The sequence below is a fragment of the Janibacter sp. LM genome (assembly GCF_039631275.1).
GTDB classification, from domain to species: domain Bacteria; phylum Actinomycetota; class Actinomycetes; order Actinomycetales; family Dermatophilaceae; genus Janibacter; species Janibacter terrae.
The window spans coordinates 75,763-90,355 of record NZ_JBDIVG010000018.1 but is presented as its reverse complement, the minus strand read 5'-3'; the positions used below and the strand labels follow the sequence as shown (position 1 = coordinate 90,355).

Here is a 14,593-nt window from a genome sequence, read left to right as displayed (position 1 = left end):
TCGGCCATGGCTGATTTCGACGTTGTTGTGCTCGGTGCCGGACCCGGTGGCTACGTGGCGGCGATCCGCGCCGCGCAGCTCGGCAACACGGTCGCGGTGATCGAGAAGAAGTACTGGGGCGGTGTCTGCCTCAACGTCGGCTGCATCCCCAGCAAGGCGCTCATCAAGAACGCGGAGCTCGCGCACACGCTGACCCACGACAAGAAGAAGTTCGGCATCGAGGGCGACGTCACGATGTCCTTCGGGCCGACGCACGCCCGCTCCCGCCAGGTGAGCGCCGGCATCGTCAAGGGCGTCCACTTCCTCATGAAGAAGAACAAGATCACCGAGATCGACGGCTGGGGCACGATCACCTCCGCCAACACGGTCGACGTGGCCCTGAACGACGGAGAGACCAAGACCGTCTCCTTCGACAAGCTGATCGTCGCCGCGGGCGCGACCACCCGCATGCTCCCCGGCGTCGAGGTGAGCAAGAACGTCGTCACCTACGAGGAGCAGATCCTCGACGAGAACCTCCCCGGCTCGATCATCATCGCCGGCTCCGGTGCCATCGGCGTCGAGTTCGCCTACGTCATGAAGAACTTCGGCGTCGACGTGACGATCGTCGAGTTCCTCGACCGCATGGTCCCCACCGAGGACGCCGACGTGTCCAAGGAGCTGGCCAAGCACTACAAGAAGCTCGGCGTCAAGGTCATGCTCGGCACGAAGGTCGAGTCCGTCGAGGACACCGGCTCGGGCGTCAAGGTCACCGTCACCCCGGCGAAGGGGGGCGACTCCCAGGTGCTCGAGGCCGACCGCCTCCTGTCCGCCATCGGCTTCGCCCCGCGCACTCAGGGCTACGGCCTCGAGTCCATCGGCGTCCAGCTCACCGAGCGCGGCGCCATCGAGATCGACGAGTACTGCCGCACCAACGTCGACAACGTCTACGCCATCGGTGACTGCACCGCCAAGCTCATGCTCGCCCACGTCGCCGAGGCCCAGGGCGTCGTCGCCGCGGAGCACATGAACGGCGCCGAGACCATGCCGGTCGAGTACGACTTCATCCCGCGCGCGACCTACTGCCACCCGCAGATCGGCTCCTTCGGCTACAGCGAGGAGCAGGCGAAGGAGAAGGGGTACGACGTCAAGACGGCGACCTTCCCCTTCACCGCCAACGGCAAGGCCATGGGCCTGGGCGACGCGGTCGGCTTCGTCAAGGTCGTCGCGGACGCCGAGCACAACGAGATCCTCGGCGCCCACATGATCGGCCCCGACGTCACCGAGCTGCTCCCGGTCCTCACCCTGGCGCAGAAGTGGGACCTCACCGCCGACGAGGTCGCCCGCAACGTCTTCGCGCACCCGACGCTCTCCGAGGCGGTCAAGGAGGCCGTCGAGGGCATCGCGGGGCACATGATCAACCTCTGACGCACTGACGAAGGGGGGGCGCGGCCACATCGGCCGCGCCCCCCTTCGCTCGTCCTCCCCAGGTGCCGCCGAGGGCGCCGACTACCGCTGGGCGACAGGGCTGGCCGGGACCTTGTCGCCCGGTGGTGGCGCTGTCAGGATGAGATGGCGCAGCTGCTGTTCCCCCGGACAGGACCCGGGGTCGATGGTTTTGACGGAGAGTCATCATGGACAGTCACAGCGATACAGCACGGCCTCGGACGATCCGACCACACCGCGTCGACGACCTGTGCGTCGTCGCGCCGGACCCCGAGCTCAACGAACAGCTCAAGGAGCAGTTCCAACGGTTGCGCGAGCAGGTCCGCGACCAGGAGCTCGGGACCCTCGCCGACCACCTGACCCTCAAGGCGCCCGACCACGTCGGCTTCGACGACGGGCTCATCTTCCCCGGCACGTACTTCCCGACCGGGACGACGGCCGCCGTGGCCCAGCGCGCGGCGCTGGACCGGGCCCCCCTCCGCGGGGACGTGCGGGTCGTCGTCGTCCTCGTGGACTTCTCCGACAAGACGATGGCAGCGGACGCCGACGACCGCTTCAGCCGGCTCTTCTTCTCGTACGGTGAGCTCCCCGCCGGGAGCGTGACGGAGTACTTCTCCGACGTGTCGGGCGGCCTCGTGACGATCACCGGGGAGGTCGTGGGCCCGTACCGGATGCCCCGCACCCTGGCCAGCTACGCGGGGAGCGCCAACGGCACGCAGGCCACCACGCCCAACGCGCGGACGATGGCGAACGACGCGCTGTCCGCGGCCAACGCCGACGTCGACTTCGGGCCCTACGACAACGACGGCAACGGGTTCGTCGACGCCTTCATCGTGGTGCACGCCGGCCGCGGTGCCGAGCAGACCGGGCAGGCCACCGACATCTGGTCGCACAAGTGGGTCCTGCCCGCCGAGCGCACCGTCGACGGCACCAAGGTCTTCGCCTACCTCACCATCCCCGAGGACGCGAAGATCGGCGTCAGCGCGCACGAGATCGGGCACCTGATCTTCGGCTGGCCCGACCTGTACGACACCGACGGCACGTCCGAGGGCGTGGGCAACTGGTGCCTCATGGGAGGAGGCTCGTGGGGCGGCGGCGGTGACCGCCCGACCCACCCGTCCGCCTGGTGCAAGCTCACCCAGGGGTGGGCGAGCGTCGTCGTGCAGTCGACCAACGCGACGGTCACGATCAACGACATCAAGACGGGCCGCACCGCCTACCGGTTGTGGAAGGACGGGCTGGGTGGCAACGAGTACTTCCTCGTCGAGAACCGGCAGCGCACGGGCTACGACCAGTCGCTGCCGGGGGCCGATCTGCTCGTGTGGCACATCGACGAGGCGGTCACCGGCAACACCAACGAGTCGCACTACAAGGTCGGGCTCCTCCAGGCCGACGGCAGTCGGCACCTCGAGCTCAACACCAACCGCGGGGATGCTGGCGACCCCTTCCCCGGCTCGTCCGGCAACACCACCTTCAACGACTCGTCGACGCCGAGCAGCACGTCCTTCGCCGGGGCGTCCACCTGCGTGGAGATCTCCGCCATCCCGGCCTCGTCCGCCGCGATGACCGTCCAGCTGAAGGTGCGCTGCTTCACCGCACCCAAGCTGCGGGAGGCCAAGGACATCAAGGACATCCGGGACGGGTGGAAGCGGTGGCCCGACGTCGACGTCAAACCGATGAAGGACCTGCGCGACGGCAAGCCGATCAAGGACCTGCGCGACGACCGCGGCAAGGGGCTCAAGGACGTCCGTGACGGCAAGGGGCTGCGTGAGGAGAAGTTCCCCGACAACAAGTTCGGGGAGAAGTTCGCCGAACGTCCCTTCGGCCGAGGGCAGTGGTGGTCGTCCGCGCCCGACCCGGCCGCGGAGTCGGTCGGCGACCTCGAGGCCCGGCTCGATGCGCTCGAGACGGCGGTCCACGGTCTCCTCGAGTCGCTGGGCGGCAGCGGGCCCGACGAGGGCTGGAGCGAGGGTGCCGAGCCCTTCATCGGCGAGGCGGAGCGGCCGGACCTCGGTCGCAGCAGCGGTGGCCCGGACGCGCTGCGGTCGGCGGTCGAGGAGGGGTCGACCGGGGCCAAGGCCGAGTTCGACACCCTGCCGCCCGGCTGAGCCCGCGATGGTCCCGTCGATCCTGATCATCGCCCCACCCCGGGACGTCACCGCGATGGCCGTGGCCGCCGTGCTGCGCCGCCGGGGGGTGGGGAGGGTCGAGCTCGCCGACGACCTGCACCTCGCGCGGGCGAGCACGACCCACACCCCGGCGTCGGGCCCGTGCGCGAGCGACCTCGAGCCCGAACCGCCCGGGTACGACGTCATCTGGTGTCGCGCGGTCACCTTCCGGGCCCGCCCCTTCGCCCGGTCGGCCGACGCGGAGTACGCGGCGGCGGAGATGCACGCCGCCGGGCTGTCCTGGTTGTGGAGCCGTCGTGAGGTCGTCGTCAACCGGCCGAGCCCGGGGGCCCTGTGCGGCACGGCGCCGGACCTCCTGCGGCTGGCGCCCGCCTGTGCCGCGGTCGGGCTGGCGACCCCGGACCTCCTCCTCGCCGCCGACGCGGCCCGGGTCCCCGGGGAACGCTGGCCGGGCGGGCAGCGCCGCCCCTGGGTCGAAGGGGGGATCCCGCGCCACGTGGACGCCCCCGGCCGCGGGCCAGGGCGGCCGGTGCTCGCCGAGCCGATGGTCGGCAGCTCCGAGATCCCGCCCGGGCGCCGGCAGGTCCTCGTCTGCGGGGACGTCGTCGACGCGCCCGCCGGCCTGGTCGGTCCCCTTCGCGCCCTCGTGCGCTCCCTCGACCTCGAGGTCGCGAGCGTGCTGCTGTCGGTGCCCGGGCCGCGCCCCGGGGGGCCGGAGGTCCTCGGGGTGGACCCGGTGCCCACGACGACGGCACCGGCCGGTCTGCAGATGCTGGCCCGACACCTCGAGGGGCGCGCCGCGGAGCACGCGGGCAGGCGCGTCGCATGATCATCGTCGTCGGCAGCCCCAGCGAGCCACCCGTGAGCCTCCTGCTCGACCGGGCCTCCCGGGAGGGGATGGAGGTGCTCCTGCTCGCCGAGGAGGAGGCGCACGCCTGGCAGCTCGAGGTCGAGGTGCGCGGCGGGGTCGTCGGTGCCTGGTGCGGTCGGCACGGCGCGCGCGTGGACCTCTCGCGCGCCACCGGCCTCTACCTCCGGCTCAGCGGGCCGGACGTCGCCGGTCTGGTCCCCGACCCCCTTCGCGACCGTCGGCAGGAGGCGGCCCTCGCGGCGATGACCGCGTGGGCGGATGTCGCTCCGCTGCGTGTCGCCAACCGCCCGCGTGCGATGTCGAGCAACACCTCGAAGCCGTACCAGGCTGCGCTGATCCGCGCGCTGGGGTTCGACGTGCCGGAGACGCTGGTCACGAGCGACCCGGAGGAGGCGCGGCGCTTCCTGCGACGACACGGGCGGGTGGTCTACAAGTCGGTGAGCGGCGTGCGGTCCGTCGTGCACGAGCTGGCGGGGGAGCGCCTGGACGACCTCGAGCGGGTCCGGCACCTGCCGACCCAGTTCCAGCGGCTGCTCACCGGGACCAACGTGCGGGTGCACGTCGTCGGTGACACCGTGCATGCCTGTGCCGTCGACTCGGAGACGCTCGACTACCGCTACCCGGAGGGGGGCGGGGGGACCGCGATGACGCCCGTGGAGCTGCCCGACGACCTGGCGCGAGGCTGCGTGCGGCTCGCCGAGGAGCTCGAGCTGCCCTTCGCGGGGGTCGACCTGTTGCACGACGAGGACGGGAGGTGGTGGTGCTTCGAGGTCAACCCGTCGCCCGCGTACAGCTGCTTCGAGGAGCCGACCGGGATGCCCATCGCGCACTCGCTCGCGACATGGTTGGCTGGACGCGACGCGGCCTGAGACCGCGGCCCGGAGCAAGGAGTCGAGATGGTGCAGGCGATGGAGAACCGCTCGCTCGTGTGGTGCGCCCCGGGCTCGCGTCCCGAGGAGGGGCCCGCGCCGGGGTGGTGCACCGTGCCCGTGAGCGTCGAGCGCACCGAGCCGGTCGGGGAGGTGGCCCACCTCATGACCGACGCCGCGGGCGACGAGTACACCGCGCTCGTCCCCCCGGAGCTCGTCGAGAGGCTGTCGGGCGAGCCGTCCTGGGTGGTCGAGGTCGAGGTGACCGGCCCCCGCCGCATCACGGTCCGCTCCGTCGCGGACGAGGGGCCCCCCGCGGATTAGGGGGCGTGGGCGACGCACTGGTAATCTGCACGGGTTGCCGTTAGATCGGCCGCGGATCCAAGAGCCCCGGTGAACCAGCCCGGGCGCGCCGCGCAACAACCCAGGAATGGAGCAGTGTCACCGCATGCCGCTGACCGCTGAAGTCAAGAAGCAGATCATGACCGAGTACGCCACCGTCGAAGGTGACACCGGTTCCCCCGAGGTCCAGGTCGCGATGCTCACGCAGCGCATCAAGGACCTCACCGAGCACTCCCGCGAGCACAAGCACGACCACCACAGCCGTCGTGGTCTGCTGCTCCTCGTGGGCAAGCGTCGCCGCCTCCTGCGTTACCTGGAGAGCACCGACATCGAGCGCTACCGCGCGCTGATCAAGCGCCTCGGCCTGCGCCGATAAGTATGTCGTGGAGAGCGGTTCCCGAGACTGGGGGCCGCTTCTTCGCGTATCCGGGGACAGTGTGAACCCCGGAGGAACCACAACTGAAGATGCGACAACTGAAGACCGTCACCACCGAAGACATGACCGGGGCACAACGACGATGCACCCGGTAGCAGAGAGAAAAGGAGGACCCGATGGAGGGTCCTGAGATCCAGTTCGCCGAGGCCACGATCGACAACGGCCAGTTCGGCACCCGCACGGTCCGGTTCGAGACCGGGCGCCTCGCCAAGCAGGCCGGCGGCGCCGTCGTCGCCTACCTCGACGGCGAGACCATGCTCCTGTCGACCACGACGGCCGGCAAGACCCCGAAGGACCACTTCGACTTCTTCCCCCTGACGGTGGACGTCGAGGAGCGCATGTACGCCGCGGGTCGCATCCCGGGCAGCTTCTTCCGCCGTGAGGGTCGTCCCGGCACGGACGCCATCCTCACCTGCCGTCTGATCGACCGCCCGCTGCGCCCCACCTTCAAGAAGGGTCTGCGCAACGAGGTCCAGGTCGTCATCTCCGTCCTGTCCGTCCACCCGGACCACCAGTACGACGTGCTCGCGATCAACGCGGCATCCGCGTCCACCCAGATCTCCGGTCTGCCCTTCTCGGGCCCGATCGGTGCGGTGCGCGTCTCGCTCATCGACGGCCAGTGGGTCGCCTTCCCGAACTTCAGCGACATCGAGCGCTCGACCTTCGACATGGTCGTCGCCGGCCGCATCGCGGGTGACGACGTCGCGATCATGATGGTCGAGGCCGAGTCCACCGAGTCCACGTGGAACCTCGTGAAGAACGAGGGCAAGACCGCCCCGACCGAGGAGGTCGTGGCCGAGGGCCTCGAGGCCTCCAAGCAGTTCATCAAGGTCCTGTGCGACGCCCAGGCCGACCTCGCTGCCAAGGCCGCGAAGCCGGTCGAGGACTTCCCGATCTTCCTCGACTACCAGGACGACGCCTACGCCGCCGTCGAGGCTGCGACCTCCGCGGATCTCGCGACCGCGCTGACGATCGCCGGCAAGGTCGAGCGCGAGGACCGGCTCGACGAGATCAAGGACGCCATGAAGGCCTCCCTCGCGGGCACCGAGGAGGCTCCCGGCGAGTTCTTCGGTCGGGACAAGGAGCTGTCCGCCGCCTACCGCTCCGTGCAGAAGGCGCAGGTCCGCCAGCGCATCCTGCGCGACAAGGTCCGCATCGACGGCCGTGGCCTCGCCGACATCCGCGCCCTCGGCGCGGAGGTCGAGGTGCTGCCGCGCGTCCACGGCTCGGCGCTCTTCGAGCGCGGCGAGACCCAGATCATGGGTGTCACCACGCTCAACATGCTCAAGATGGAGCAGCAGATCGACTCACTGAGCCCGGTCACCAAGAAGCGCTACATGCACAACTACAACTTCCCGCCCTACTCGACCGGTGAGACCGGCCGGGTCGGCAGCCCGAAGCGCCGCGAGATCGGCCACGGAGCGCTCGCCGAGCGTGCGCTCATGCCGGTGCTGCCGCCCCGCGAGGAGTTCCCCTACGCGATCCGTCAGGTCTCCGAGGCGCTGAGCTCCAACGGCTCGACCTCGATGGGCTCCGTCTGCGCCTCCACCCTGTCGCTGCTCAACGCCGGTGTGCCGCTGCGCGCGCCGGTCGCCGGCATCGCCATGGGCCTGGTCTCCGACGAGGTCGACGGCCAGACGCAGTACGCGGCGCTGACCGACATCCTCGGCGCCGAGGACGCCTTCGGCGACATGGACTTCAAGGTCGCCGGTACCCGTGAGTTCGTCACGGCCATCCAGCTCGACACCAAGCTCGACGGCATCCCCGCCTCCGTGCTCGGTGGCGCGCTCACCCAGGCCCGCGACGCGCGTCTGCACATCCTCGACGTCATGAACGAGGCCATCGACACCCCGGACGAGATGGCGCCGACCGCGCCGCGCATCATCACCGTCCAGGTCCCCGTCGACAAGATCGGTGAGGTCATCGGCCCGAAGGGCAAGATGATCAACCAGATCCAGGACGACACCGGCGCCGACATCAGCATCGAGGACGACGGCACCGTCTTCATCGGTGCGGTCGACGGCCCGTCCGCGGACGCCGCGCGCAACGCGATCAACGCGATCGCCAACCCGCAGATGCCCGAGGTCGGTGAGCGCTTCCTCGGCACCGTCGTCAAGACGACGACCTTCGGTGCCTTCGTCTCGCTCCTGCCGGGCAAGGACGGCCTGCTGCACATCTCCGAGGTGCGCAAGCTCGTCGGCGGCAAGCGGATCGACGCGGTCGAGGACATCCTCGGCATCGGCCAGAAGGTCCAGGTCGAGCTCAAGGAGATCGACCCGCGCGGCAAGCTCAGCCTCGCCGCCGTCCTCACCCCCGAGCAGGAGGCCGAGATGGCCTCCGGCGGTGACGACGAGGGTGGTCGTGGCGGTCGCCGTGAGGGTGGTCGCGACGGTGGTCGTGAGGGTGGTCGCGACGGTGGTCGTGAGGGTGGTCGCGACGGCGGTCGCCGTCGTCGCCGCCGCGGTGACGACGAGGCCAGCGAGTCGGGCCCCGCGTCCGTGTCCGGGTCGGGCTCCGACGAGTCCGGTGCCGCTCAGGACGACTGACCCCAGGGTCCCTGAAGGGGGCCGGCTCTCCCACGGGAGGGTCGGCCCCCTTCGTCGTGCGTGGGGACACGAGGAAGCCCCGCGACCAGCGACGTGGTGGCGGGGCTTCCTGGCTGGGGGAGCGGTGGCTCGTTCAGGCAGCGTGACGTGCGGTGCGACGGGTCTCGTCGAGCCAGCGCATCTCCATGCGGGTCTCGCCGTCCTCTCCGCGCACGGCGACCCAGGTGCAGGTCAGCCTCGGGGTGGGGCGAGTGGTCTCGGCCTTCTTCGGATCGGCCTGCTCGAGATGGGTAACGGTCATGACGGACACCTCCTGTTCACTTTGTGTTCATGTCGGACCATAGCACCGACATGAACAGAAGGTGAACAACCCGCCGGTGGCGTCGCGTGCTGATCCCCTTCGTAGGCTGTGCCCATGACGACGAAGGTGGCAGTGATCGGCGCCGCGGGGCGCATGGGTGGGACGGCGTGCGAGGCGGTCGAGGGGGCGGACGACCTCGAGCTCGTCGCCCGCTTCGACGACGGGGACGACCTGGGTGACCTCGGCGGCGCCGACGTCGCCATCGACTTCACCGTCCTGTCCGCGAGCGAGCGCAATGTCCGCCACTGCGTCGAGCGCGGCGTCCACGTCGTCGTCGGGACCTCCGGGTGGACCGACGAGCGCGCCGCCGCCCTGCGGACCGAGGTCGAGGCGAAGGGGGGAGTGGGCGTGCTCATCGCCCCCAACTTCGCGATCGGTGCCGTCCTGATGATGCAGTTCGCCAAGCAGGCCGCGCGCTTCTACGAGTCCGTCGAGGTCGTCGAGCTGCACCACCCGCGCAAGGTCGACGCCCCGAGCGGCACCGCCACCCGTACCGCCGAGCTCATCGCGCAGGCGCGCACCGAGGCGGGGCTCGGCGAGGTCCCGGATGCGACGACGGAGGACCCGGACGGCGCCCGCGGTGCGCGCGTCGAGGGCGTCCCGGTGCATGCGGTCCGCCTGCGCGGCCTCGTCGCCCACCAAGAGGTCCTCCTCGGCAACGAGGGCGAGATGCTGACGATCCGCCACGACTCCTTCGACCGGGTCTCCTTCATGCCCGGTGTCCTCACCGGTGTGCGTGAGGTCGCGAAGCACCCCGGCGTCACGGTCGGCCTGGAGCACGTCCTGGGCCTGTGAGACCCGAGGTCGGGTCCGTCAGCCCCAGCCGAGTGCGCGCAGGCCTGCGGCCAGGGCGGCCGCGCCGAAGATGACGACGACGAAGTTCGCCCGCAGCCACATCAGCACGACGGCCAGCGCGACGGCGGCCAGCCGGGCGTCGAGGACGATCCCGTCGCCACCGCCGACGCTCTGGGTGACGAGCAGCCCGGCGAGCAGCGCGACCGGCAGCAGGCCGATGATCCGCGAGCGCCTCGGTCCGTCGACGAGGGACTCCGGCACCAGGTAGCCGGCGTACTTCGCCGCGAAGCCGAGCGCGCACGCGGCGAGGACGGTGACCCACAGGGCGGTCGTGCTCACAGCAGGTCCCCCTCGGGCTGCTCGATGTCGCGCGCCGTGCTCGGCGTGCGGTCGAGGAGGCCCACGACGACGGCGGCGATCGCGGCGAGCAGGACCGGTACGCCGGCAGGCGTGGGCACGAGCATGACGAGGGCGATCGCGGCGGCGAGCGCCGCGGTCACCCGACCGGTGCGGTCCTGCAGCCGGGGCCAGATGAGGGCGACGAAGGCCGCTGCCGCCGCCGCGTCGAGACCCCACACCCGGGGGTCGCCGAGGGCGTTGCCGAGGAGCGCGCCGAGCAGCGTCGAGAGGTTCCAGAAGACGAAGACCCCGGTGCCGCCGGCCCAGAACCCGGCCCGGCGCCCCTCGGGTGTGCTCTGTGCCAGCGAGATCGCCGTCGACTCGTCGATCGTCAGCTGCGCGGCGGTGACCCGGCGCCACCCGGTCAGTCGCAGGATCCGGGCGAGCTGCAGGCCGTAGAGGCCGTTGCGGATCCCGAGCAGGGTCGAGGTCGCGACGGCCGTCACGGGGTTGCCGCCGGAGCCGATGATCCCGACGAGGGCGAACTGCGAGCCCCCGGTGAAGAGCAGCAGCGACAACGCCATCGTCTGCCACAGGTCGAGCCCGGCAGCGATCGACAGGGCGCCGAAGCTGATGCCGTACGTCCCGCTCGCGATGCCGATCGAGAGCCCCTGCTTGCGGGCCTCGGCGACCTCACGCACGGCTTCGCTCACGAGGGCGAAGGGGGGTCCGCCACCGCCGCGGTGAGGCGCACCTCGCGTGCGGTGGCACCGTCGGGGGAGACGACCCGGTCGCGGTAGGCGCCGTCCGGCTCGAGCCCGGAGCCGGTGAGGAAGGCGCGCAGCCCTTCGTGCTCGACGAGGCACCAGGCGGCGACGTGCTCGGCACCGGCCTCGCGCAGGATGTCGACGGCGGCGTTGACGAGTCGTGACCCGTGGCCCTGCCGGCGGTGCATCGGGTGCACGCCGAGGGCCGTGACCTCACCGGTCGCCTGCCCGGCGTCGGGGTCCTGGCTCGGACCGATCGCGACGAAGCCGACGACCTGCTCGCCGGCGCAGGCGACGAGGAGACGGTGCACCCCCTGGGGCGGCGTGCGCAGGGAGTCGCGCCAGGCGGTGGCGAAGGACTGGGGGTCGAAGGCGGCGTGCACCTGCGGCGGCACGATGCCGTCGTAGGCCTCCTGCCACACGAGCGCCTGGGTCTGCCCGACGGCAGGTGCGTCGTTGACCGTGGCGCTGCGGACGCTGGCGTCGGCGGTGGTCATCAGCGGCCGACGAACGTGGGGGTGCGGCGCTCGCCGAAGGCACGCTGGCCCTCGACGAGGTCCTCGCTCGCCCAGGCGCGGGCGAAGGCGGCGGAGTAGTCGCCGTCGGGGCCGGGGGCGGCGCCCATCCCGAGCTTGGACCCGGCCTGCGACAGGGGTGCGAGCGGCACGGCGGAGCGGGCGAGGTCGATCGCGGTGTCGAGGCCGCCGCGGACCTGGGCGAAGCCGAGGCGCCACGCGTCGTCCTCGGTGAGGACGGCGGCGGTGAGCACCATGTGGCGGGCGGCGCCCTCGCCCCAGCAGCGCGCGACCCGGTCGAGCGTCCACTTGTCCACCATGAGGCCGAGCTTGGCGACCGGTACCGCGAAACGGGCTGGTGCGTCGACGACACGCAGGTCGCAGGCGACGGCCAGCTGCATGCCCAGGCCCATGCACGAGCCGGAGATCGCGGCGACGGTCGTGATCGGGACGCCGGCGAGGTGCTGGAGAACCTCGGCGAGCCGCTCGGTGAAGGACACGTCCTCGAGCTCGGTGAGATCGGCGCCCGCGCAGAAGTGCCCCTCGGCACCGGTGAGCACGAGCGCGCGACAACCGGACCCGACGGCTGCGACGACTGCTGCGTGGAGCTCCTCGAGCGTCGTCAGGTCGAGGGCGTTGCGGCGATGGGTGCGGTCGATCGTCAGGACCGTGACGGCATCGGTGGTCTCGCTGGTGATGGGCACGTCGCCAGCATACGAAGCGGCGAAGGGAGGCCCGCGGGCCCTCCCTTCCTCCGCCCGTCGTCCCTAGGGTGGGGTCATGGACCACCACGAGCCCACGACCGTCGAGATCACCACGGTGCCGGTGCCCGGCGCCGGAGCCGAGGACGTCCTCCTCGGGCCGGACGGGCGGGTGTGGACGGGCACCGCCGACGGGGCGGTGATCGTCATCACCCCGGACGGCCGTCGCAGCGAGCGGGTCGTCGAGACCGGCGGCCGACCGCTCGGACTGGAGTGGCTGCCGGACGGCCGCCTCCTCGTGTGCGACGCACGCCGCGGCCTGCTCGCCGTCGACGTCGACGGCGACCTGGGGATCGACGAGCTCGTGACGCACGTCGACGGGACGCGTCTGGCCTTCACCAACAACGCGGCGGTCGCCGCGGACGGCACGGTCTGGTTCAGCGACTCCTCGCGTCGGTGGGGCATCGACGAGTGGAAGTCCGACCTCGTCGACCACACCCGCAGCGGTCGCCTGCTGCGCCGCGACGTCGACGGCAGCGTCGAGACCGTCCTCGACGGGCTGGCCTTCGCCAACGGCGTCGCGCTGCTCGCGGACGAGAGCGCCGTCCTCGTCGCCGAGTGCGCGCTCGGGCGGATCCGTCGGGTCGGGCTGGACGCTGGCCGGCCGGCGGCGGGTCACGTCGTGGGGGACGAAGGGAGTGCCGCCGCGCCTCCCGCGGAGCAGGTCTTCGTCGACGGGCTGCCGGGGTATCCCGACAACATCTCCCGTGGCTCCGACGGCCTCGTCTGGTCGGCGATCGCCTCCCCGCCGGACCCGGTCCTCGGCCTGCTCCAGCGCGGCCCGCAGCGGGTGCGCGACCTGGCGCTGCGGCTGCCGGACGCGCTCAAGCCGAGCCCGCGCCGCACCGTCCGGGTCACCGCCCACGACGACTCCGGCGTGCTCGTGCACGACCTCTCGGCGGACGCCACCGACTGGCACATGGCCACCGGCGTGCGGGAGCAGGACGGGCGCGTCTGGCTGGGCAGTCTCGTCGAGCCGGCGCTCGCGTGGATCGACGTGCCGCGCTGAAGCGAGGCACCCGCTCGGCCGCGGTCGTCAGGAGGCGAGCACGAGGGCGGTCATCGCGACCAGCCAGCTGACGAAGCTGCCGACGAGAAAGTACTCCGTCACCTTGTCGATCCCGATGGCTCCGGGCGAGGTGTCGTCGTCGGCGTGCGAGCGCAGCTCGGGCCAGCGGATGAGGCCCTTGGCGGCGATGACCAGCCCGGCCGCGGTCAGCTCGCCGGCGAGGCCGAGGCCGAGGATGAAGAGCCGCTCGAGCGGGCCGAGCAGCCGCCCGCCGCGCAGCTCGCCGTCGCTGCGTCCCGGGAGCGGTCGGGCCGGCAGGGCGCCCGTGGTGACGAGCACGAGGCGCACCAGGCGGTTGCCCGTGGCGAGCTGGACGAGGGCCAGGCCGGCGAGCAGGAGCGCCCGGTCGGGATCGGGCTGCCAGGGCAGGTGGCTCCACGCGAGCCAGTCGGCGAACCACCCGCCGACCGGCGGCGCCCACCCCGACCCGAGGAGCTGCGCGAGCACGGCGAGGGCGAAGACCGCGAGGGCCCGGGCGTGACCGCTCCCGCGGTCGGCCCGCTCCGCGCAGACGAGCCAGGCGACGAGGCCCACGACGGCCAGGGCGGTGAGGACGACCCCGCCCCAGGTCGTGAGCAGGCCGGCGGCGGCCGCGACGACGACGAGGACGAGCAGGCCGGCGGCCGGGACGCCACGCGTCTCGCGGCCGGCGTCGGAGGGCTGGGGGCCGAGGCTGCGCAGCAGGTCAGCGGCGCCGACGGCGACGAGCAGGGCGGCGAGCACGCTCACGGGAGGACCTCCAGGTCGGCGTCGAGGCGGATGAGCTGGTCGAGGGCGTCGACGTGGACGCGCTTGCTGACGGCAGCCGCGGAGATGTCCTCGTCGGCCGCGAGCTGGCGCTGGGTGCGCCCGGCGAGCAGCCCGCGCAGCAGGCGGACCGAGCGGTCGTCGAGCGCGGCGATGAGCAGGTCTCGGTGGCGCACGGCGGCGTCGATGGCCAGGCCCGTGGGGGAGTCCTCGCACCAGCGCGTGCGCACGACCCGGCCGTCGGCGCGGGTGCGCTCCTCGTCGTCCTTGGCGCGGGTGATCGCCTCGCGCGCCAGCCACCAGCCGGGACCGTCCTGGACGGCGCCGTCGTCGCTGAGTGCTGTCACCTCGCCGAACCCGAGGCCGTAGCGGGTGTCGACGGCGGGCAGGAGCGCCAGGCGCAGCAGCAGGGCCGCGTGGACCGCCTCGCCGCGGCGCGTCCAGGCACCCTGGAACTCGTCGCCGACGGTGATCCGCAGCGGCTGGACGGGCGAGGTCATCGTGTTGACGGTCTCGAGGGCGGTCTCGAGGGCGTCGTGCAGGGCGTGACGGTCGGGGGTGGTCCGGGATCCGACGACGTCCCCGATGAGGGTGGCCACGGTGCTCATGTCAACACCATAGGTG

At 71.9% G+C, this 14,593-nt stretch carries 16 protein-coding genes; 9 read left to right on the top strand and 7 right to left on the bottom strand.

Annotated features, from left to right (window positions below; genetic code table 11):
- Positions 1–6 precede the first annotated feature (6 nt).
- The 7 genes from lpdA to ABC138_RS11000 all read left to right on the top strand — a co-directional run bounded on the left by lpdA (position 7) and on the right by ABC138_RS11000 (position 8,615).
- A complete protein-coding gene (lpdA, locus tag ABC138_RS11030; protein WP_345913702.1) occupies positions 7–1,404 on the top strand; it encodes a dihydrolipoyl dehydrogenase in 1,398 nt (465 codons plus the stop codon).
- Between the two features lie 206 nt (positions 1,405–1,610).
- Positions 1,611–3,530 (top strand): M6 family metalloprotease domain-containing protein, encoded by a 1,920-nt coding sequence (locus ABC138_RS11025; RefSeq protein ID WP_345913701.1) that lies wholly within the window; start codon positions 1,611–1,613, stop codon positions 3,528–3,530.
- 7 nt (positions 3,531–3,537) lie between these two features.
- Positions 3,538–4,380 carry a hypothetical protein gene (locus tag ABC138_RS11020; protein WP_345913700.1) on the top strand — a complete coding sequence of 281 codons (843 nt, stop codon included), beginning with the start codon at positions 3,538–3,540 and terminating at the stop codon, positions 4,378–4,380.
- Positions 4,377–5,291: a hypothetical protein gene (locus ABC138_RS11015; protein ID WP_345913699.1), complete on the top strand. Its 915-nt coding sequence runs from the start codon at positions 4,377–4,379 to the stop codon at positions 5,289–5,291. The genes ABC138_RS11020 and ABC138_RS11015 overlap by 4 nt, the downstream gene beginning before the upstream one ends.
- A 27-nt stretch (positions 5,292–5,318) precedes the next feature.
- Positions 5,319–5,615, top strand: a complete 297-nt coding sequence (locus ABC138_RS11010; protein ID WP_068322819.1) for a hypothetical protein — start codon at positions 5,319–5,321, stop codon at positions 5,613–5,615.
- A 124-nt stretch (positions 5,616–5,739) separates the two neighbouring features.
- A complete protein-coding gene (gene rpsO, locus ABC138_RS11005) occupies positions 5,740–6,009 on the top strand; it encodes a 30S ribosomal protein S15 (protein WP_068322822.1) in 270 nt (89 codons plus the stop codon).
- A 176-nt stretch (positions 6,010–6,185) separates the two neighbouring features.
- Positions 6,186–8,615: a polyribonucleotide nucleotidyltransferase gene (locus ABC138_RS11000; protein ID WP_338537874.1), complete on the top strand. Its 2,430-nt coding sequence runs from the start codon at positions 6,186–6,188 to the stop codon at positions 8,613–8,615.
- Positions 8,616–8,748: 133 nt separating this feature from the next.
- On the opposite strand, the gene ABC138_RS10995 is transcribed toward ABC138_RS11000, so the two are convergent.
- Entirely contained in the window at positions 8,749–8,916 is a 168-nt protein-coding gene (locus ABC138_RS10995; RefSeq protein ID WP_169701824.1) for a hypothetical protein, read from the bottom strand.
- A 114-nt stretch (positions 8,917–9,030) separates the two neighbouring features.
- Between ABC138_RS10995 and dapB the strand changes: the two genes are divergently transcribed.
- Positions 9,031–9,771, top strand: a complete 741-nt coding sequence (gene dapB / locus ABC138_RS10990; RefSeq protein ID WP_345913698.1) for a 4-hydroxy-tetrahydrodipicolinate reductase — start codon at positions 9,031–9,033, stop codon at positions 9,769–9,771.
- An 18-nt stretch (positions 9,772–9,789) separates the two neighbouring features.
- Here dapB and ABC138_RS10985 read toward each other — a convergent pair whose 3' ends face one another.
- From ABC138_RS10985 to ABC138_RS10970, 4 genes are read right to left on the bottom strand one after another with little or no spacing between them, the layout of a single operon-like run.
- On the bottom strand, positions 9,790–10,110 hold the full coding sequence (locus tag ABC138_RS10985) for an AzlD domain-containing protein (RefSeq protein ID WP_068322831.1): 321 nt from the start codon (positions 10,108–10,110) through the stop codon (positions 9,790–9,792).
- Positions 10,107–10,823, bottom strand: coding sequence for an AzlC family ABC transporter permease (locus tag ABC138_RS10980; protein WP_338537876.1), 717 nt, complete (start codon positions 10,821–10,823; stop codon positions 10,107–10,109). Before ABC138_RS10980 ends, ABC138_RS10985 begins: the two co-directional genes overlap by 4 nt.
- A complete protein-coding gene (locus ABC138_RS10975; RefSeq protein ID WP_068423399.1) occupies positions 10,820–11,374 on the bottom strand; it encodes a GNAT family N-acetyltransferase in 555 nt (184 codons plus the stop codon). Before ABC138_RS10975 ends, ABC138_RS10980 begins: the two co-directional genes overlap by 4 nt.
- Entirely contained in the window at positions 11,374–12,096 is a 723-nt protein-coding gene (locus ABC138_RS10970; protein ID WP_345913696.1) for an enoyl-CoA hydratase-related protein, read from the bottom strand. Before ABC138_RS10970 ends, ABC138_RS10975 begins: the two co-directional genes overlap by 1 nt.
- 76 nt (positions 12,097–12,172) lie before the next feature.
- Between ABC138_RS10970 and ABC138_RS10965 the strand changes: the two genes are divergently transcribed.
- Positions 12,173–13,162 carry an SMP-30/gluconolactonase/LRE family protein gene (locus ABC138_RS10965; RefSeq protein ID WP_345913695.1) on the top strand — a complete coding sequence of 330 codons (990 nt, stop codon included), beginning with the start codon at positions 12,173–12,175 and terminating at the stop codon, positions 13,160–13,162.
- A 27-nt stretch (positions 13,163–13,189) separates the two neighbouring features.
- On the opposite strand, the gene ABC138_RS10960 is transcribed toward ABC138_RS10965, so the two are convergent.
- Together ABC138_RS10960 and ABC138_RS10955 are read right to left on the bottom strand one after the other, a co-directional pair.
- Positions 13,190–13,951: a hypothetical protein gene (locus ABC138_RS10960; protein ID WP_345913694.1), complete on the bottom strand. Its 762-nt coding sequence runs from the start codon at positions 13,949–13,951 to the stop codon at positions 13,190–13,192.
- Positions 13,948–14,577, bottom strand: a complete 630-nt coding sequence (locus ABC138_RS10955; RefSeq protein WP_068423406.1) for a SatD family protein — start codon at positions 14,575–14,577, stop codon at positions 13,948–13,950. Before ABC138_RS10955 ends, ABC138_RS10960 begins: the two co-directional genes overlap by 4 nt.
- Positions 14,578–14,593: the final 16 nt, after the last annotated feature.

Coding starts and splice junctions, on each gene's coding strand:
- ABC138_RS11020 (WP_345913700.1), top strand. CDS start 3,538: ATGGTCCCGTCGATCCTGATCATCGCCCCACCCCGGGACGTCACCGCG.
- ABC138_RS10995 (WP_169701824.1), bottom strand. CDS start 8,916: ATGACCGTTACCCATCTCGAGCAGGCCGATCCGAAGAAGGCCGAGACC.
- ABC138_RS11025 (WP_345913701.1), top strand. CDS start 1,611: ATGGACAGTCACAGCGATACAGCACGGCCTCGGACGATCCGACCACAC.
- ABC138_RS11015 (WP_345913699.1), top strand. CDS start 4,377: ATGATCATCGTCGTCGGCAGCCCCAGCGAGCCACCCGTGAGCCTCCTG.
- lpdA (WP_345913702.1), top strand. CDS start 7: ATGGCTGATTTCGACGTTGTTGTGCTCGGTGCCGGACCCGGTGGCTAC.
- rpsO (WP_068322822.1), top strand. CDS start 5,740: ATGCCGCTGACCGCTGAAGTCAAGAAGCAGATCATGACCGAGTACGCC.
- ABC138_RS10955 (WP_068423406.1), bottom strand. CDS start 14,577: ATGAGCACCGTGGCCACCCTCATCGGGGACGTCGTCGGATCCCGGACC.
- ABC138_RS11000 (WP_338537874.1), top strand. CDS start 6,186: ATGGAGGGTCCTGAGATCCAGTTCGCCGAGGCCACGATCGACAACGGC.
- ABC138_RS10965 (WP_345913695.1), top strand. CDS start 12,173: ATGGACCACCACGAGCCCACGACCGTCGAGATCACCACGGTGCCGGTG.
- ABC138_RS11010 (WP_068322819.1), top strand. CDS start 5,319: ATGGTGCAGGCGATGGAGAACCGCTCGCTCGTGTGGTGCGCCCCGGGC.
- dapB (WP_345913698.1), top strand. CDS start 9,031: ATGACGACGAAGGTGGCAGTGATCGGCGCCGCGGGGCGCATGGGTGGG.
- ABC138_RS10975 (WP_068423399.1), bottom strand. CDS start 11,374: ATGACCACCGCCGACGCCAGCGTCCGCAGCGCCACGGTCAACGACGCA.